The sequence below is a fragment of the Corynebacterium afermentans subsp. lipophilum genome (assembly GCF_030408375.1).
Classification (GTDB): Bacteria; Actinomycetota; Actinomycetes; order Mycobacteriales; family Mycobacteriaceae; genus Corynebacterium; species Corynebacterium lipophilum.
The window spans coordinates 545029-563103 of the sequence record NZ_CP046530.1; the positions used below are offsets into that span (position 1 = coordinate 545029).

Consider the following 18075-nt stretch of genomic DNA (forward strand, 5'->3'; position numbering starts at 1 on the left):
TTGCTGAACAATCCGCAGGCCACAACGGGTGGAAACGTTGAACAATCCGGAAAGAATGTTCAACGATTTCAAGGTTTTTCCAGGCTTTCCCCGAGCGGTTTACCAGCGCATATTTGGTGCATAAACTCGTGGATGTAACAAAGAGAACAAAGACCATCAAGGAGTCACCGAGATGCGAGCAGCATTCCGAAACACCATCGCCGCAGTAGTTGCCGCCGCCATCGCGGTGTCCGGCGTTACCGTCGCAGACGCAGCTGAGGAGGTTCAGCTAGCGCCAGTGCGCACTAACACCGCAACGCTTATCGACTCCGATGGCGACGGCCTGCCGGATATCTGGGAAGAACAAGGCGTCGTGTTAGCCGACGGCACGGAAATCCCCCTGCCGGACTGGGGCGCGGACCCCAACCGCCCGGATGTGTTCCTCCAGCTGAACTGGATGGCCTCCGAATACGACACCCTGGGCTGCAACACCACCGCCGCCCGCGAGTGCGCAGACGCCAACCGCACCTCCTACGCTCCGTCGACGCAGGCCCTGGATGACCTCGTGGACCTGTTCGACGACCACGGCATTAACCTGCACATCGACGCCGGTGCGCACTACACCAACATCGCCAACTACACCGACACTCACGGCGGCGAGAGCATCGACTACCGCGACGTCTACTTCAGCCCGAGCCGGCACGAGGCGTTCCAGCTCATCGACAACATCAACGCCCTCGGCGAGCGCGACAACATCTTCCGCTCCGGCGTACTCGGCGACCGCATGCGTGCAGGCTCGAATGCCACGGGCCTGTCGCTGGTGGGCGATAACGCCTTCTACATCGCCAACCCAGACGGTCGCGCCACCGACATGCAGGTGCGCAACACCATCCTGCACGAGTTCGGCCACACCTTGGGCCTGCGCCACTGGGGTGCCGCCAAGTACGTCGAGGACTTCGCTGAGGGCTCGCCGATGCAAGACGGCTACCACTCGGTGATGAACTACAACCACCAGTTCGACTACTTCAACTACTCCGAGCAGCCCTACTTCGCCAACACCCCGCAGGGCAATGTGTTCATCCCCGCCGACTGGGACAACCTGGAGATCGACAGCCCGCGTATCGGTGTCTACGCCGAATCCATCGGCGCCCGCGCCGACATCGCCGACAAGGCAGACGTTGAAGAGGTCGAGCAGCCCGAGGAAATAGTCGAGACCACCCAGCCTGAACCCGTCGAGGTCGCCGAAGAACACGCAATGGTCGAGCTCGTCCCGGCCGAGGAAATCCCCGCCGCTGACGCCGAGTCCCAGCCGGGTGTCACCCCCACCACACCGGCCCAGGACGAACCCAAGGACGAACCCAAGGATGAGTCCAAGGTCGAAGAGGTCAAACCCGCCAAGGCTGACACCCCGAAGCAGACCAACAACCAGCCCAACAACCAGCCCAACATCGCAATCATCATCGGCGGCGTCGTCGCAGCCCTGGCAGCCCTCGGCATCGGCGCAGCATTCTTCGCAATGCGCTAAGGCGTAAAAGCTACGGCTGGCCGGTAGGTAGAAGCCAAAAAGCGGGCCCTTCCCGAACTGGGAAGGGCCCGCTTGTTACTTCGTTTACCGCGCTTTAAGAGTTGGGGCGCTTACCGCGGTTAGCGCTCTTCTTGCGACGGTCCTTGCGCTTGCGACCACGCTTGCTCATGGGGGCCTCCTTTGAATTATGGGTACCGGTTACAGATGTTCCACTGTATCGCCCTGCACTGCTGGCAAGGTAATCCGGCGGAGTTTTATGGCCTTATGCCGACAGGCGAGCGCGGTTGCGGGCGCGAGCCTTGTTGCGGCGCTTGAGCGCGCGGCGCTCCTCCTCGGACAGGCCGCCCCAGACGCCGGCGTCCTGGCCGGTCTCGAGGGCCCACTTCAGGCACTGGGAGGTGACGGGGCAGCGGTGGCAAACCAGCTTGGCCTGGGCGATCTGGCTCAGGGCCGGGCCGGAGTTACCGACGGGGAAAAACAGTTCCGGGTCCTCGTCGCGGCAAATTGCTTCGTGGCGCCAATCCATGATGATGACTCTCCTTTTGGGTCGTGTGTGTTGAATCCTGCGTTCAATCCATGTGCAATTACGTGCGCACCACAAACACCCGCATTGTGGCGGATGCGTTGCAAACGAAGTTTGATTCCTGGCATCGGGCGGAGCTTCCCGTTGGATGCGGGACCCGTCTTCCGGTTTACCGGGCGTTAACCCTGTGGTGGCTTAGGGTTAAGGGCTGTTTAACCAGCCCGTTGTTTTTGCTACCCGGAAATAATGGCACGTTCACCTACACCGCGCTAGGGGTGTAAGCCAAAGTGTGACAGGAATCATAGATTCTAACCCTGTTTTCGTTGGACTGGGTTGGGGGCGGGATTCGTCCGGAGGTCGTCGATAAGCAATGTGAACTGCGCAAACACGGTTCCGGTGCGAGATGGGTCACCGTCAAATCGTGCAACACGAATGGGAGCGTGGGGTAGCGGGGCCTAGACTGCTTCGATGTGGAAACCAACAATAAACCCGCCCAAAGTAGGTCCGAAGTTGCGTTAGGAACCGTGCCCGCAGTGATGCGTTTCAGTGCGGTGGTGGTGCTTCTGCAGTGTGCAGCGATGTTTATTTACGCGGCCTCGCTGATCGTCTCCCAGTTCACTGAGCACACCTCGACGTTGGAGTCGCAGTCCCCGGCAGCGAACTACGTCAACATCGGCACCGCGACGTTTCTTGTGATCATCTTCGGCTACATCGCCTATGCCGCGGTGAGCACACTGAAGGGTAACCCGCGCGCGACCGGCGCGATCGTGCTGGTGGAAGCGATCTTGGCAGGCGTGGCGGTGTACATGTTCCGCGGCGGCGTGCCGCTTTTGGGAGCCGCGACGCTGGCCTCAGCCGTGCTCGCACTCATCGGTATCTTCCACCCGGCTACGCGCGAATACAGCGAGGCGCGCTACGCGCAACGCAAAGCGCGGCGCTCACAGTAAAGCGCCGCGCTCAAAGGTTGTGTGGCCGATGCGTTAGGTATTGGCTTTCATCACAACAACGTCGTCGCCGCGCTTTTCCACGATGGTGGCGCCGGCAGAGGAGATGTGCACCGGGCCGGAGTAGCCGCCGCGGTCGACCGGGATGATCTTGTCCACCGCGTTTTTATCCCAATCCACTACGGCAATGCCGTTGTCGGAGGCATAGAGCAGCTTCTCGCCGGCGGAGAAACCCGTGCCCAGCGCGCCCTGGAAAACGCCCGTGACGGCGAGCGCTGCTGGATCCATAAGCAGCAGGGAATTGTTCTCCCAGTACGTCATGTGGTGCGGCAAGTCAGCCACGGGCAGGTTCTTCACAATGCCGTCCGGGCCGAGCTCGGGGCTATCCATCTGCGGCACCGACGAGGAGCTGATGTTGGTGCCCTCCTTGTCGTAACCGCGCACCTCGGAGGTGGTCGGGTCATAGACCGCGGCCGCGTCCTGGGAGATAGACACCAGGTACGCGTCCGGGCTGATTTCCACGTTGGCGAGGACCTCGGGCTTGCGCGAATCTTCCGGCGTAGCCTCCTGCAGGCGCAAAAACGCGCCGTCGTCGCAAATTTCAGTGACGGCAACGAGCTCCGTGCGGGTCAGCGCAGACGTGATGGTGCACTCGTTGGGCTGCATGTCCGGCTCTTGCTTCGCCTCCACGTGCCCGTACTCCACGGTGCGCACCAGATCGGAGCGCCACACCTCGGCGCGCTCGGAGCTGGCGTAGCCCACACGGTCATTTGAGGCTAAACGCACCACCTCGTCCGGTGCGATGGCCGAGCGTGTGCCGGCGTACTTGCCGGTCTTCGCGTCGATGGCCACCACGTCGCCGCAGCCCGCGTTGTCGCGGTAGGTTGCCACAACCTTGCCCCAGGCCTGGTCCACCAGGCATAGCTCGTTGGGCCGCTCGTACGTCCACACGGTTTCACCCTCCGGCGTGGTGGCGGAGAGGGTGTTGTCGTTGTAGGTGATCACCATGCCATTGGACACCAAGGGCTGGTCGCGGCCAGAAGTGTCCGGCAGGGAAAACTCCTCGCTGAACGATTTCGGCACTACGGCGAGCTGGCCGTAATCTTCCTGCTCTTCTTCCGCGGCAACCAAGTGTGCGTCGCGGGCGGGGGCGGTGAAAAAGGCGGTGCCCAGCAGCAGCGCTGAGACACCTGCGATTACTCCGGTAGCGATCAGGTCGCCGCGGGTGCGACGCAGAGGAGAATTCATCGCCGTTTCCTTCCTGAGGCTCGTGCTGGGCGTGCTCCGAGCACTTTACGCGGGCGCCCCACTCGTGCAGTAGCCGAGTCCGGGATATTCAGCGCCTCGTGCAGCTCCGGGGAGGTGGAAAACCACTCGGGCAGCTCGCGGGCATCTAGCGAAAGCTCGTCGTTAATCGCCTCCCACTTGCGCACCTCGTCGTAGCCCACCAACGTCACGGCCGTGCCTTTCTTGCCAGCGCGGCCGGTGCGGCCGATGCGGTGCACGTATGTCATTGGGTCATCCGGCGTTTGGAAGTTGATCACGTGGGTGACGTCTTCGACGTCGATGCCGCGGGCGGCGACGTCGGTGGCGACGAGAATGTCGGCCGAACTGCGGCGAAAAGCATCGAGCGCCGCCTCACGCGCACGCTGGCCAAGATCACCGTGGACCGCCGCCACGGTAAAGCCGCGCTGCGCGAGATCTTCCGCCAACTCCGCGGCGGAGCGCTTCGTGCGGGCGAAAATGATGGTGCGCCCGCGGCCGTGGGCCTGGAGGATGCGCGCAACCACCTCGGGCTTGTCCATGCGGTGGGACTTCAGGGCGACCTGGCGGGTGGTGTCGTGGGTTCGCGGCGCGTCGGCGGACTCGGCGCGGATATGCACCGGCTTGTTCATCTTCGCCCGCGCAAGCGTCAGAATCGGGCCCGGCATGGTGGCGGAAAACAGCATCGTCTGCGCGTCATCGCGCACCGCCGCCCAGAGCCTTTCGATGTCGGGAAGAAAGCCCATGTCCAGCATCTCGTCAGCCTCGTCGAGCACCAGAATCGCCACGGCGGAAAGGGTGAGGTCCCCGCGCTCGTGCAGGTCAATCAGACGCCCGGGCGTGCCGACGACAACGTCCACGCCCGCTTCCAGCGCCGCAATCTGGTCCTCGTAGGGCCGGCCGCCGTAGATCGTGGTCACGCGCACCGGCGTCTGAGACGCGGCGAAGGCGAGGTCGTCGCCCACTTGCACGGCGAGCTCGCGGGTGGGCACCAGCACCAGCGCGCGTGGGGTGCCGTCGAGCTCGTCGATGTCCGCGTCGTCAAACACACGGTCTACAAGCGGCACGCCGAAGCCGAACGTCTTACCCATGCCGGTGCGGGCCTGGCCGATGATGTCCCGGCCCGCAAGCGCGCGGGGCAGCGTCAACTCCTGGATGGAGAAAGGTCGAGAGATGCCGCGCTGCGCCAGCGCATCGGTGATTTCGGCGGCGACACCCAGCTGAGCAAACGTCGGCGGCAGCGATTTCTCGCCGGCCGGGGCGCCAGTTGAGGCGCGGTGGTGTTCACTCTCAGCTGAATAGGGCACGCGATCATCTTAACTACAGGTCGTTACAATAGCGCCATGGATATCAAGATCGGTCTTGCAGACAGCCCCCGCGAACTCACGATCAAGCTGCCGGAGGGGCAGGACGACATCATCGCAACCGTCGAGCAGGCCATTGACGGCGGCCAGGCCACCTTGAAGGTGGAGGACGACAAGGGTCGGGTCTACCTCATCCGCACCGACCGCATCGTGTACGTGGAGCAGGGGACTGCCGCAGCCCGATCCGTCGGGTTCATGCGCTAAATTACGCATTTATGGCACAACGGCACGGCGCACATGAGCGGGACGCCCGCGGCGGCGGCTCCATCGAGGGCGGCCACGGAGCGCACCGCCGCCCCAGCGACGGCGAATACAACGCTAGTGACGCCGCCGACGATGATTTCGGCGACTGGTTTGATAGCTGGGACCTCGAATCCGAAGGCGCCGACCCTGCTCACGCGCCCAGCCGCACCGAGGAACGCCCGCAAAAACGCGGGAAGCTTTTCGACGCCTCAGGGGGGTCCACATCCCGCGCCGCACACGCCGAAGCAGGCGATAGCAAGCTCGCCGCGTTTGCGCAGGAGTACGGCTGGCGCGCCTACGCCATCCCCGTGCTGGCCGTGATCACCGTTTTTGTGCTGATCAACATGTTCCAAAACCCGGAGGACCTCGCGGTGGGGGCCACCGGTTCCTCTGCTGAGGCGGAGGATTCCGCAGCCGCCTCGCCCGCGCAGGGTGAGGAAGACCCGGAGGGTGGCGTGAAGCCGTTGGAGCCGGCGAAAATCGCGGAGGGGGAGTTCGATCCCCACGATCTGCCGCCGGGTGGGCCGTACACCACCACCGGCGCCGGCACCTTCTACGAGGTGGGCGCACCGGGCATGAGCGCCGGCGAGGGCACCGAAATCGTGGTGCGCTTCGCCGTGGAAGTGGAGCACGGTATCGACACCTCCGGCTACGGCGGAGACGAAGCGTTTGCGCACATGGTTGACGCGACGCTGAGCGATCCGCGCGGTTGGATCAACGACCCGCGTTTCCGCTTCGAGCACGTCGGTGTCAACGACAATCCGTCGCTGAAGATCCGTCTGGCCTCGCTGGACACCACCGCGGAGCTGTGCGGTGTGCAGATCGGCACCGAAACCAGCTGCCGCACCCGCATCACCGGCGAGGACACGGTGCTGCTCAACGAGTCGCGCTGGGTGCGCGGCGCCGTGCCGTTCCAGGGTGATCTGGGTAGCTACCGCCAGTACCTGATCAACCACGAGGTGGGCCACGCCGTGGGCTTTGCGGAGCACGTGCCGTGCCCGGAGCCGAATGCGCTGGCGCCGATCATGATGCAGCAGACCCTGAGTCTGAACAATGCGCAGCTGCGTCAGATGAGCCCGGAAGACAACTACCCGGACAATCCGGACACGTGCCGGCCGAACCCGTGGCCCTACCCGCGTCCAGCGGTGCTGTAGGAGGCAGGCGGTGGCGCAGCGCACAGCACAGCACATCCCCGGGCATGTTTTGTCAGCGTTCCAGCTCGACGGCCGGGCAGGCATACCTTTAGGTCCGGAGTGGGACAACGGTGTCCGCTTCGGCCGGGTCGTGGTCTCCGAGGCGAGCGACACGGCCGCCTGGTCCGGCAAGGCCCGCGACCATGCCGGCGAGTTCGGCGCAGGCATCGCAGTGTCCCGCCCGGTGCGCGCCACCGACGGCCGCCTGGTGGTCGGCGGTTTCAAAGCTAGCGAGTTCGTTGAGGGGCGGGTGCTCGCGCGTATCGACGAAGCCGTGTCCGCCGCCCTGCGTTACGACGAGGCGATGGCCGGAGTCGACGCGCCGACAGCGGACCGCGGCGACGCCTTCGCGACAGCAGAGCGGGCGGTGTGGCGCGACTACACGCCACAGCCCGGCGACGTTGTCGCACACATGGACTTCGCGTCCTGCCTGCTCTTTTCTGGGGATATGGTGCCGACGTTGACGGACCTTGTGCCGTCTTCAAGCAAGCGCCCCCGCGGTTTTACCGCGGCGCTGGTGATTGTGGACGGGCTGCTGGCTCAGGCCTGTGATGCGGCCGTTATTGACCGGTGGGCGCATGTGCCGGGTCTGCGGGAGCTCGCAGGCCACGCGCTGGAGTACCGCGTGGCCTGCGCGAGAGCTGCGGGTTCGGACATACGTTCGATAGCTGAGAGGGTTGATCAGGCGCTCGTGTCGGAGTGAGTGACACAATCAACGGCATGACTTCCACCAGACCCTCTCCCGTGCCCCCGGCGATACTCGAGCCGAAGGCCCACCTCGTGCCACGCACGCGCCCGGACACGCAGCGCGAATGGCCGGTTGAGCTGCCCCAGCAAGGCCTGCACAAGGTGACCGGAGAGCCGGGCTCGGGAGTATCGAGCTTCCTGCTGGACACCGCCGCAGCTGCGATGCGCAGGCACGCAGGCAGCGAGGCGGAACACGGCCCGGGCGGGGTGCTGGTGCTCACGGACTCCAAGGAGACCGGCGCGCGGCTGCGCGCGGAGCTGGCGGACACGCTTGCCGCCTCCGGGTTTGTCTCCGACGAGCCGGTGGTGCGCTCCGTGCACTCGCTCGCGTTCGCGCTGGTGCGCCAGCAGATGGACGAACAGTTGCGGTTGATCTCCGGCGCGGAGCAGGACGCGGTGATCCGCCAGCTGCTGCAGGGCCACGCCGAAGACGGCGGCGGCACCTGGCCTGAGGAGCTACGCCCGGCGCTGCCCATGGTGGGTTTTGCGCGGCAGTTGAGGGACTTTTTGTTACGCGCCATTGAGCGCGGCCAGGGCCCGGATGATCTGGTGGAGCTGGGCCAGCGCCACGATATTGGCATCTGGTCCGCCTCGGGCGATTTCTTGCGTGAATACCAGCAGGTGATGGCACTGTCCGGCGCGCACCGCCTGTCGGCGTCGGAGTTGATCGCGGCCGCGCTTGAGGTGGAGCTGCCGCGAACGTGGCATACCGTGATAGTGGACGACGCGCAGCACCTGGCGCCGGCTTCAGCGGCGCTGGTGCGAAAGCTGTTGGAGCAGGCGGACCTCGGGGTCGTCGGCGGGGATCTGGAGCAATCCGTGTTCCACTTCCGCGGCGCCTCCCCGGCATTCTTCCAGGACTTAGGCGGGCTGGACCACGAGGTGATCAACCTCGGGGCCACCCGCAGGGCGCCTGCGCGGTCAGCGGCGATCGCAGAATCCAGCGCGGCGGAGCTTTCCCTGGTGGCGGACACGCTGCGCCGCGCCCACCTGGAAGAGGGCGTGGCGTACCGCGACATGGCGGTGGTGGTGCGCTCCACGCCGCTGCTTGAGCCGATGCGGCGCGCCCTGCTGCGCGCCGGGGTGCCGGTCGCACTCAACCCCACCGACCTGGTGCTGGGGGAGCAGCGCATTGTTTCGGCGCTGCTGCTCGGCGTGCGCGCGCTGTATGAAGAACTCAACCCCACCGAGTGGCGCGACCTGCTGTTGAGCCCCGTCGGCGGTGCTGACCCGGTGACGCTGCGCAGGTTACTGCGCGGCCTGCGCCGCTGGTCGCCGGAGGTCCGCGCGGAGGAAAGCCTGCGCGAGCTGCTTCTCACTCCGGCCGGGCTGCCGGATTTCGGCACCGTGCTCACGGACCGCGAGCTGGACATCTTGCACCGCGTGCGCGACGTGCTCGACGCCGGGCGCACTGTGCTTGCTCACGGCGGCACGGTGGAGGAAGTGCTGTGGGCACTCTGGCACGCCACGGGCTTGGCTAACCGTCTGCTGGCATCTGCGCTGCGGGGAGGCGCGACCGGTTCGCAGGCGGACAGAGATCTCGATGCCGTGATGGCGCTGTTCGACGCGGCTGGCGACCACACGGAGCGCAGGCCCAGCGCGGGCATCGAATCCTTCGTCGCCTCGATTACCGAGCAGGAGCTGCCCACCGGCGTGCGCGACCGCCGAAACGCCACCCCGGACGCCGCCGCACTGCTGACCGCCCACGGTGCGGTGGGCCGCGAGTTCCGCCGCGTGGTCGTGGCTGGCGTGCAGGAGTTGACCTGGCCGAGCCTGGGGGAGACCGGGTCGCTGTTCCGCCAGGAAGACCTGGTGGACCTCATCGACAACGACGTCGACCCCGGTGTGCCCGTCTCCCACATCAACGAGCGGCTGGTGGAGGAGCGCCGCCTGTTTACCGTGGCAACCAGCCGCGCCACAGACCAGCTCCTGGTCACCGCCGTGGAAAGCGACGACGGCGAAGAAGTGGAGCAGCGGTCCAGGTTCGTGGAGGAATTCTGCCGGGACTATGGCGTGCAGCCGCGCCCGGTGCGTATCGCGGGCTCGTCCGCGGACGCCTCCCGGATCTCCGGGCAAAACACAGGTACCGCCGCTGACGCCGAGGATGCCAGCGCGGTGGTGCGTGTGCTCGCGCACGACGACCTGATCGCCGAGTTCCGCCGCGTGCTGGTGGATCCTGCATCCACGGAAACAGAGCGCAGCCAGGCGTCGCGCCAACTCGCACGTTTGGCGGACGCAGGCGTGTTGGGCGCGGACCCTGTGCAGTGGTGGACGACCACGGAGCCGTCTACAAGCGAACCGCTCGACGTCTCGCCGGCGCTATCGCCGTCGCGGGTGGAAAAGCTGCTCGCATGCCCCATGCAGGCCGTGCTGGAGCGGATGTCCGGCCTGGATGAATCGCTGGACATGATCTACGGCGCTATGGCGCACGCCTACTTCGAGGCGCTGGGCAACGGCATGGACGACACCGAGGCGCTGGATGCGACCGTGGCGGCGCGCCGGGCCGCGGATAACGCCCCGGAGTGGAAGGTCGAGCGAGACATCGCGGACTTTCGGGCCATGCTCGAGCGCGCCCACGGCTGGCTGCAGGCCAGCCGCGGGGCGTTTGAGCAGGTCGCCGTGGAAGCAGATGTGAACGTCCAGGTCAGCGACAACGTCCGTATCCGCGGCAGACTGGACCGCCTCGAGCGCGATAGCAGCGGTGCGGTGCACATCGTGGACTTGAAAACGAGCGCGTACCCGCCGACCGGCGACGCCACCGCGGACAACCCCCAGCTGGCCACCTACCAGCTGGCGCTGGCGCACGGCGAGTTCGATGGCGGCAAGGTCGTCACCGCTCGCGACGGCGCAAATGCCCTTTCCGTGGGCGGGGCGGTGCTGGTGTACCCAAACGCCAGCAAGACCACGCTGAGCACCCGCGAGCAGGCGAAGAAAACCGACGACGAGCTGGAGGCGCTCGCCGCCGCACTCGACGGGCTGCCCGAGGAAACCGCAGGACCGACGTTGCTCGCCGTGGTCGGCCCGCAGTGCGACCGCTGCGCTGTGCGAGCGCTGTGTCCAGTCCAGCCGGAAGGAGCGACGATCCACCATGTCTAACCCCACCCCGATGTCTCCCGTGCTGCTGTCGCGCTACCTGGGCCAGCAGTACCCGCCGACAGACCAGCAAGCCGCCGTGATCGGCGCGGAGCCCGGCCCGCTACTGGTGGTCGCCGGTGCCGGCGCCGGCAAAACCGAAACCATGGCCGCGCGCGTGGTGTGGCTGGTGGCCAACGGCTACGCCAGGCCGGACGAAGTTCTGGGCCTGACGTTTACCCGCAAGGCCGCCCAGGAGATGGGCAAGCGCATCCGGGACCGTCTGGGCACGCTCGCGGCCAACACCGATTTGGTGCACCGCCTGGACCCGTCCGGCGAGCTAGCGGACAACCTGCAGGTGATCGCGCCTTCGGTGTCCACCTACGACTCGTACGCCGGCGAGCTGATCCGCGAATACGGCCTACTGGTGCCGGTGGAGCCGGACGCCCGGTTGATCACTGACGCGGAGCTGCACGCCATCGCCACCGACGTGGTGGTCAACTACTCCGGCGGGCTGATCACGGAGATGGGATCCAACCCGTCGCTGGCCACTGTGGTGGAGGACCTGCTGGCGTTGACCACGGCGATGGGCAACGAGCTGGCTTCGCCCGAGTGGGTGCGCGGGCACGCGCACGACTTCCTCGCAGAAACCGAGTCCTATCCCATGGCCCCGGGTGCCCGCGTAGAGTTCACCAAGGTGCTCACAAAATGGCGCTCCAAGCAGGAAATGCGCGTGAACATGCTGCCCCTGGTGGAGGAGCTGGCGGCGGAGCTGCGCCGCCGTGGCGTGGTCACGTTCAACGAGCAGATGTCCGTGGCAGCAAAGCTGGCGCGGGACCATAAGACGGTGGGGGCATCGCAGCGCTCCCGCTACCGCGTGGTCATGTTGGACGAGTACCAGGACACCTCGCACGCGCAGCGCGTGCTGCTGCGCAGCCTGTTCGGTGAGGGCGCGGACCCGTCGCTGACGGTGACCGCAGTGGGCGATCCGATGCAGGCGATCTACGGTTGGCGCGGCGCCACCGCGGCCAACCTGGCCGCGTTCGTGGAGGATTTCCCGTCTCCTGCAGGCGCGGCGCCGAAAAAGCAGCTGACCACCTCCTGGCGCAACCCGCCCGAGGTGCTGAAGCTGGCCAACGGCGTGTCCGACGCGGTGCTGGGCACCGCCGAGAACCGGGCGGTGGCTGCGCTTCGGGCGCGACCGGCTGCGGAGGCCGGAGACGTCACCCTGGGCTTCTTCCCGGACCAGGACGCGGAGATCGCCTACGTGGCTGACGCGCTCGCACAGGAATATCAGGCGGCAGTACAGGAAGGACGAGCGCTTTCCGCAGCCGCGCTGGTGCGCAAGAACCGGCACTCGCCGCTTTTGGCGGCGGCCCTGGAGGAGCGCGGGGTGCCCTACGAGATTGTGGGCCTAGCCGGGCTTCTCGACGTCCCGGAGGTCGCCGACACCGTCGCCATCGCCACGATGCTGGTGCGCCCGGACGACACCGCGGCCGCGTTGCGCCTCCTCGGCGGACCGGCCGTCGGCCTGGGCCTGGCAGACCTGCAGGCGCTGGCGTCGCGGGCGAACAACCTGCACGGCTCGACGCTGGACACCCCGCCGGAGGCCGCCCCGGCGGACGCGGCGGAGCACCTGCACGCCCAGCTGGATGAGCTCGTGGCCCGCGCCGCGGAAATCTCCGCCAGCTCGGACAAACCCGAAGGGCTCACGGACGCTTTGGCGGACCTGGGTGAGCCGGAGCGCTACAGCGAGGAAGGCCTTGCGCGCATGCGGGACACCGCGGCGAAGCTGCGTTGGCTGCGCACCCACAGCCTGGGCAAGCGCCTAAGCGACCTGTTCGCCGACATCATCCACGTCTTCGGCATCCGCACCGAAGTGCTCGCCCGCGGCTCCGCCACGGGTGCAGTACACCTGGACCGGCTGCTCGAAGAGGTCGCCGCATACCCGGGCGCGAGCCTGGACGGGCTGCTGCACTTCTTCGAACTCGCCCGCAGCTTCGAGGACGGCTTGGCCCCGGGCTCGGTGGCGGTGAAGGAGGACCGGGTGCAGATCCTCACCGCGCACAAGGCCAAGGGGCTGGAGTGGGACACCGTGGCGGTGCTGCACGCGGACGCGGCAACGTACAAGTCCAAGACGGAAACCTTCCTCACCTTCCCGCGGTACCTTCCGACGGAAACGTTCGGCGACCCGGACGTCTACCCGGTATTCGCGGACGTGGAGAACCGCTCGGACTTTGAAAAAGCCGGCAAGGCCTGGCTCAAGGAAGTCGCCGGGGATCTGGCTGAGGAAGCGGCCCGGTTGTTCTACGTGGCGGTGACCCGCTCCGGGAAGAAACTCATCGTCACCGGCTCGCGCCGCCGCGAAGGCGTCGCGCGGGAGGCGGGACCGTATGAGCACTTCGCCGCCATGCGCGAGCGGGTGCCCGAGGAGTGCGTGGTGGTCTGGGACGACGGTACCGAGCCTGACATCGCAGAGGAAGCGAGCGAGAAGGAGGCGGCCACACCGGAGTCCGGACGCTGGCCCCACTACTCGCCTGCGGCACGCGACCTCGCGGCCGCCCAAGCGGTCCGTGCCGCCATGGACTCGCTGCCGGACTACACCGAAGGCGAACTCTTTTCGCTCTGGGAGCGCGACGCCACAGCCTTGATTGAGGAGCACGACGCCGCCCAAGCCGCAGACGTGCCGGTGGTCATGCCGGGCGAACTCACCGCCTCCGACGTGGTGGCGCTGAAGGCGGACCCGGAGCAGTTCGCCCGCCGCGCCCGCCGCCCCGTGCCGTTCAAGCCGAACACCTACGCCAAACGCGGCACCGCGTTCCACGAGTGGCTGGAGCAGTTCTACGGTGCGCGCCCGCTGCTGACTGAAGACGAGCTGCCGGGCAACGATGAGGCCGAAGTGGACCGCGCCGTCCTGGAGCGGCTCAAACGCAACTTCGAGGCCAGCGAGTGGGCCGGGCGCACGCCCGAGTACGTCGAGCACCCCTTCGAGCTGGCACTGGGCGATTCGGTCGTGCGCGGGCGCATGGACGCCGTGTTCGCCGACGACGACGGCTGGGTCGTGGTGGACTGGAAGACCGGTGAGAAGCCCGGCCGCGACGCGATGGAATCGGCTCAGCTGCAGCTCGCGGTCTACCGTGAGGCGTGGCGCCGGATCGCACGTGACGGCAAGCCGGTGCGGGCGGTATTTTTCTACGTGCGCACCGGCGAGACGTTCGCGCCCCGCGCCTTGCCGGATCTCGACCAGCTCGAGACAATGCTCGGAGGCGCGAGAGCCGGCACGCCCGGTGAAGAAATAGCAAGAGAAAGCGAGGAGCGGCAGGGATGAAGCTTCGGAGCCTGTTGTCGCTGCGCGCAGACGCGACCAACCTCACCGAGATCCCGGTGCACAGCCTGCTCGATGTGGTGAACATCCCCACCGCGGCGCGCGCGACTCCGTGGTCGCTCATCGCGCGGCGCTTCGGCTACGCCTTGCTGCTCATGGTCGCCATCGCGTTCGTGGCCTACCTCGACCGTGACGGTTACTCCGAGCCGCTGACGTTCATCGACGCGCTGTACTACTCCGCGGTGACGCTGTCTACCACGGGCTACGGCGACATCACGCCGGTGACGCAGACGGCCCGCCTCGTCAACATCTTCCTCATCACCCCGGCCCGCGTGGCCTTCCTGATGCTCCTGGTCGGCACCACGTTGTCGGTGCTGACGGAGGATTCCCGTAAGACGCTCCAGATCCAACAGTGGAGGAATAGCGTGCGCAACCACACCATTGTCATCGGCTACGGCACGAAGGGCCGCTCGGCCATCGACGCGTTGATCGCGGGCGGCACCGCGCCGTCGTCGGTCGTGGTCATCGATCCGGACCCGGCCGCCCTCTCCGTGGCAGAAAAGCGCGGTCTGATCACCGTGCACGGCAACGGCACCAAGTCGGACGTGCTGCGCGTGGCCGCGGTCAGCCGCGCCAGGTCTGTCATCGTCGCGCCGTCGTCGGACGACACGGCCGTGCTGATCACCCTATCGGTGCGCGAGATGGCGCCGAGCGCGATGATCGTGGCCAGCGTCCGCGAAAGCGAGAACCAGCACCTGCTCATGCAGTCGGGTGCGGATTCTGTGATCGTCTCCTCCGAAACCGCGGGCCGTCTGCTCGGTATCGCCACCGTCACCCCGCCGGTGGTGGAGATGATGGAGGACCTGCTCAGCCCGGACGAAGGCTTTGCGGTTGCGGAGCGCCAGATCGCGGACGACGAGGTCGGCGCGAACCCCCGCCACCTTGCGGACATCGTGCTGGGCGTGGTGCGCTCCGGCGAGCTCTACCGCATCGATTCCCCCGAGGCGGAAACGGTCGAGCCGGGCGACCGCCTGCTGTACGTGCGCATGAACGGCGCAATAACCAACCGGGATTAGCTGGATGTTCCTGCTCATCGATGCTGCCGGGCGCTTCCCGCTCGGCGACGACGGGGAGCCGAAGCTTTTTCACGCACCTCCGGCCTCCACCGAAATCTCCTCCCACGTGCACGTGACCCGGGAGGTCACTGCGGCCCGCGTGCACGGTGTTGATGCGGCAGATCTTGCTGGGCCGCACGGAGCGACCGGGGACGCGCGCACTCACGCCAGCCACCCGCTGGCCGCCCGCGCCGTCGGTTTGGTCAACGCCCGCGAGCGCACCCGCTTCGACCCGGCAGATGGTTCCGAGGTGCGCTGGGGCGACGGCGGCATCGTCGCGCGCGGCGCCACCGGCCGGCCGATCTTCCCGCGGCTGGACCCGTGCGTGATCGGCCTGGTGGAGGATCCGGCGGGCGAGCGGATCCTGCTGGTGGAAAACGCCCGCCGCCCCGGCTACCTCACCCTGGTGGCGGGCTACGTGGACGTCGGCGAGACGCTTGAGGCCGCGTTCGCCCGCGAGGTGTGGGAGGAAACCGGCCGCCGGGTAAGCGGCGTCCGCTACCTGCGCTCCCAGCCGTGGCCGCTCTCCGGCGCGCTCATGCTCGGCATGGCGGCGCGCACGACGGATACCGATGCGCAAGCGCCCACCGACGGAGAGCTGACCCGCACTGTGTGGGCCAGCCGCGCCGATCTGGACTCCCTCACGCTCGCCGCGGAGGGCACCATCGCCCGCGCACTCATCGACTACTGGGCGGACACACCGCACACACCCACCCCGGAAGGAGCACACCCATGGCGATAGACCTCAGCGTGCTGGATGAGGACCAGCGTGTGGCGGCGGAAGCGCCGCGCGGGCCGGTGTGCATCCTCGCCGGCGCGGGCACGGGCAAAACCCGCACGATCACCTACCGCATCGCCAACCTGATTGACCGCGGCCAAATCGCACCCAACCGCGTGCTGGCGGTGACGTTTACCAAACGCGCCGCCGGCGAGATGCGCGACCGCCTCACCGCCATGGGCATCGGCGGGGTGCAGGCGCGCACGTTCCACTCCGCGGCAACGCGCCAGCTGCAGTACTTCTGGCCCCAGATTGCAGGCGATCTGCCGTGGCGGGTGCTGGACAACAAGTTCCCCATCGTCGCCCGCGCCACCCGCGCCGCAGGCCTGGACACCGGCAAGGAAATGGTGCGCGACTTGCTCAGCGAGATCGAGTGGGCGAAATCCTCTGTCATCGGCCCGGAGGACTACGTGCAGCGCATCGCCGAATCCCCGCGCACGCCGCCGGCGGACGCGCAGAAGGTCGCCCAGGTCTACCGTTTCTACGAGGAGGCGAAGACCAGCCCGGAAGGCATGCTGATCGATTACGACGATCTGCTCATCCACGTCGCCGGCGCGCTCGAGAACGCGCCGGCGGTGGCGGAGGAGTTCCGCGCGCAGTACCAGTCGTTCGTGGTGGACGAGTACCAGGACGTCACCCCGCTGCAGCAGCGCGTGCTGGAGGCCTGGCTGGGCACCCGCGACGACCTGACGGTGGTCGGCGACGCCAACCAGACCATCTACTCCTTTACCGGCGCGACCCCGGACTACCTTTTGAACTTCTCGCGCACGTACGAGCACGCGACCGTGGTGAAGCTGCAGCGCGACTACCGCTCGACCGTGGAGATCACGGAGCTGGCCAACACCGTCATCGGCAAGGCCACCGGCCGCATCGCGGGCACCCGCCTGCAGCTTGAAGGCATGCGCGGCCACGGCCCGGAGCCGCAGTTCAACGGCTACGACGACGAGCCCGCGGAGGCGCGCGCGGTGGCGCAGAAGGTGCGCAAGCTGCTGAACGACGGCGTGCCCGCCCGCGAGATCGCCATCTTGTACCGCATCAACGCCCAGTCCGCCGCGTTTGAAGCCGCGCTCGCGGACGAGGGGATTGTCTACCAGGTCCGCGGAGGCGAAGGCTTTTTCCAGCGCGCGGAGATCCGCGAGGCGTTCGCGCAGCTTCTGCGCGCCTCCAAGCGCACGGACCTGCCGGATGATCCGGTGCGCATTGCGCGTGCCGCGCTCGCCCCACTGGGGTTGACGCCGGAGGAACCGGAGGGCGCGAAGGCGCGCGAGCGCTGGCAGTCCTTGAGCGCGCTGGTGGATCTGATCGAGGAGATCGTGCGCACCCGCGAGGCATCCACCATGGCGGAGGTGCTGGGATCGCTGCGCCGCCGCGCCGACGCGAAGCAGCCCCCGGCCGTGGACGGGGTGACCCTGGCTAGCCTGCACGCCGCGAAGGGCCTGGAGTGGGACGCGGTGTTCTTGGTGGGGCTGGTGGAAAAGACGCTTCCGATCTCACATGCGCTCAAGGCGGGCGACGAGCAGATCGAGGAGGAGCGCCGCCTGTTCTACGTCGGCGTGACCCGCGCGCGCGAGCACCTGCACATGTCGTGGTCGCTGGCGCGCCAGGAGGGCGGGCACAAAAACCGCACCCGCTCGCGCTTCTTGGACGGGCTGGTGCCGGAGCTGGAGGTGGAGCAATCCCCGCAGCGGCTCAAGCGCGCGAAGCGCTGCCGGGTGTGCGGCAACCAGCTGGGCACGCCCGCGGAGAAGTCCCTGGGCCGCCACGAGGAGTGCGAGCCGAGTTTCGACGAGGCCGTCTACGACGCACTGAAGCGCTGGCGCCTGGATGTCTCGCGTGCAGCCGGCCAGCCGGCGTTCGTGGTGTTCACCGACGCGACGCTGATGTCCATCGCGGAGGCCATGCCTGCCGACGAGCGCGAGCTGCTCGGCGTCTCCGGCGTGGGCCCGGTGAAGGTGGACAACTACGGCGCCGGCGTGCTCGAGGTGTTAGGGCAGTTCCGATAAG

At 67.1% G+C, this 18075-nt stretch carries 14 protein-coding genes; 10 read left to right on the top strand and 4 right to left on the bottom strand.

Annotated elements, in window-relative coordinates; all coding sequences use genetic code 11:
• Positions 1 to 172: 172 nt before the first annotated feature.
• Entirely contained in the window at positions 173 to 1504 is a 1332-nt protein-coding gene (locus CAFEL_RS02625; protein WP_290172168.1) for a zinc metalloprotease, read from the top strand.
• 94 nt (positions 1505 to 1598) lie between these two features.
• On the opposite strand, the gene CAFEL_RS11275 is transcribed toward CAFEL_RS02625, so the two are convergent.
• Both CAFEL_RS11275 and CAFEL_RS02630 read right to left on the bottom strand, forming a co-directional pair.
• Positions 1599 to 1673 (bottom strand): 50S ribosomal protein bL37, encoded by a 75-nt coding sequence (locus CAFEL_RS11275; RefSeq protein WP_095066802.1) that lies wholly within the window; start codon positions 1671 to 1673, stop codon positions 1599 to 1601.
• Positions 1674 to 1766: 93 nt separating this feature from the next.
• The gene (locus CAFEL_RS02630; RefSeq protein ID WP_034997533.1) at positions 1767 to 2030 is read right to left on the bottom strand and encodes a WhiB family transcriptional regulator; all 264 of its coding nucleotides are present in this window, start codon (positions 2028 to 2030) and stop codon (positions 1767 to 1769) included.
• A 575-nt stretch (positions 2031 to 2605) separates the two neighbouring features.
• Here CAFEL_RS02630 and CAFEL_RS02635 point away from each other — a divergent pair.
• Positions 2606 to 2974 (top strand): hypothetical protein, encoded by a 369-nt coding sequence (locus CAFEL_RS02635; protein WP_290172170.1) that lies wholly within the window; start codon positions 2606 to 2608, stop codon positions 2972 to 2974.
• A 33-nt stretch (positions 2975 to 3007) separates the two neighbouring features.
• Here CAFEL_RS02635 and CAFEL_RS02640 read toward each other — a convergent pair whose 3' ends face one another.
• Together CAFEL_RS02640 and CAFEL_RS02645 are read right to left on the bottom strand one after the other, a co-directional pair.
• On the bottom strand, positions 3008 to 4219 hold the full coding sequence (locus CAFEL_RS02640; RefSeq protein WP_194560878.1) for an Rv3212 family protein: 1212 nt from the start codon (positions 4217 to 4219) through the stop codon (positions 3008 to 3010).
• Complete coding sequence (locus CAFEL_RS02645) at positions 4216 to 5475, bottom strand: DEAD/DEAH box helicase (protein ID WP_228496516.1); 1260 nt, start codon at positions 5473 to 5475, stop codon at positions 4216 to 4218. The genes CAFEL_RS02640 and CAFEL_RS02645 overlap by 4 nt, the downstream gene beginning before the upstream one ends.
• A 102-nt stretch (positions 5476 to 5577) precedes the next feature.
• Here CAFEL_RS02645 and CAFEL_RS02650 point away from each other — a divergent pair, with 102 nt between their 5' ends.
• From CAFEL_RS02650 to CAFEL_RS02685, 8 genes are read left to right on the top strand one after another with little or no spacing between them, the layout of a single operon-like run.
• On the top strand, positions 5578 to 5802 hold the full coding sequence (locus tag CAFEL_RS02650) for a DUF3107 domain-containing protein (RefSeq protein ID WP_194560880.1): 225 nt from the start codon (positions 5578 to 5580) through the stop codon (positions 5800 to 5802).
• A gap of 11 nt (positions 5803 to 5813) precedes the next feature.
• A complete protein-coding gene (locus CAFEL_RS02655) occupies positions 5814 to 6995 on the top strand; it encodes a DUF3152 domain-containing protein (RefSeq protein WP_194560881.1) in 1182 nt (393 codons plus the stop codon).
• A gap of 10 nt (positions 6996 to 7005) precedes the next feature.
• Positions 7006 to 7737, top strand: a complete 732-nt coding sequence (locus CAFEL_RS02660) for a hypothetical protein (protein ID WP_290172172.1) — start codon at positions 7006 to 7008, stop codon at positions 7735 to 7737.
• 17 nt (positions 7738 to 7754) lie between these two features.
• The gene (locus CAFEL_RS02665) at positions 7755 to 10877 is read left to right on the top strand and encodes an ATP-dependent DNA helicase (RefSeq protein WP_194560882.1); all 3123 of its coding nucleotides are present in this window, start codon (positions 7755 to 7757) and stop codon (positions 10875 to 10877) included.
• Positions 10870 to 14181 carry an ATP-dependent helicase gene (locus tag CAFEL_RS02670; protein ID WP_228496496.1) on the top strand — a complete coding sequence of 1104 codons (3312 nt, stop codon included), beginning with the start codon at positions 10870 to 10872 and terminating at the stop codon, positions 14179 to 14181. Before CAFEL_RS02665 ends, CAFEL_RS02670 begins: the two co-directional genes overlap by 8 nt.
• A complete protein-coding gene (locus tag CAFEL_RS02675) occupies positions 14178 to 15254 on the top strand; it encodes a potassium channel family protein (protein WP_194560883.1) in 1077 nt (358 codons plus the stop codon). Before CAFEL_RS02670 ends, CAFEL_RS02675 begins: the two co-directional genes overlap by 4 nt.
• Positions 15255 to 15258: 4 nt before the next feature.
• A complete protein-coding gene (locus CAFEL_RS02680; RefSeq protein WP_194560884.1) occupies positions 15259 to 16035 on the top strand; it encodes an NAD(+) diphosphatase in 777 nt (258 codons plus the stop codon).
• Positions 16026 to 18074 (top strand): ATP-dependent DNA helicase UvrD2, encoded by a 2049-nt coding sequence (locus tag CAFEL_RS02685; protein ID WP_194560885.1) that lies wholly within the window; start codon positions 16026 to 16028, stop codon positions 18072 to 18074. The genes CAFEL_RS02680 and CAFEL_RS02685 overlap by 10 nt, the downstream gene beginning before the upstream one ends.
• Position 18075 lies beyond the last annotated feature (1 nt).

Coding starts and splice junctions, on each gene's coding strand:
- CAFEL_RS02625 (WP_290172168.1), top strand. CDS start 173: ATGCGAGCAGCATTCCGAAACACCATCGCCGCAGTAGTTGCCGCCGCC.
- CAFEL_RS02630 (WP_034997533.1), bottom strand. CDS start 2,030: ATGGATTGGCGCCACGAAGCAATTTGCCGCGACGAGGACCCGGAACTG.
- CAFEL_RS02635 (WP_290172170.1), top strand. CDS start 2,606: ATGTTTATTTACGCGGCCTCGCTGATCGTCTCCCAGTTCACTGAGCAC.
- CAFEL_RS02640 (WP_194560878.1), bottom strand. CDS start 4,219: ATGAATTCTCCTCTGCGTCGCACCCGCGGCGACCTGATCGCTACCGGA.
- CAFEL_RS02650 (WP_194560880.1), top strand. CDS start 5,578: ATGGATATCAAGATCGGTCTTGCAGACAGCCCCCGCGAACTCACGATC.
- CAFEL_RS02655 (WP_194560881.1), top strand. CDS start 5,814: ATGGCACAACGGCACGGCGCACATGAGCGGGACGCCCGCGGCGGCGGC.
- CAFEL_RS02665 (WP_194560882.1), top strand. CDS start 7,755: ATGACTTCCACCAGACCCTCTCCCGTGCCCCCGGCGATACTCGAGCCG.
- CAFEL_RS02670 (WP_228496496.1), top strand. CDS start 10,870: ATGTCTAACCCCACCCCGATGTCTCCCGTGCTGCTGTCGCGCTACCTG.
- CAFEL_RS02675 (WP_194560883.1), top strand. CDS start 14,178: ATGAAGCTTCGGAGCCTGTTGTCGCTGCGCGCAGACGCGACCAACCTC.
- CAFEL_RS02680 (WP_194560884.1), top strand. CDS start 15,259: ATGTTCCTGCTCATCGATGCTGCCGGGCGCTTCCCGCTCGGCGACGAC.
- CAFEL_RS02685 (WP_194560885.1), top strand. CDS start 16,026: ATGGCGATAGACCTCAGCGTGCTGGATGAGGACCAGCGTGTGGCGGCG.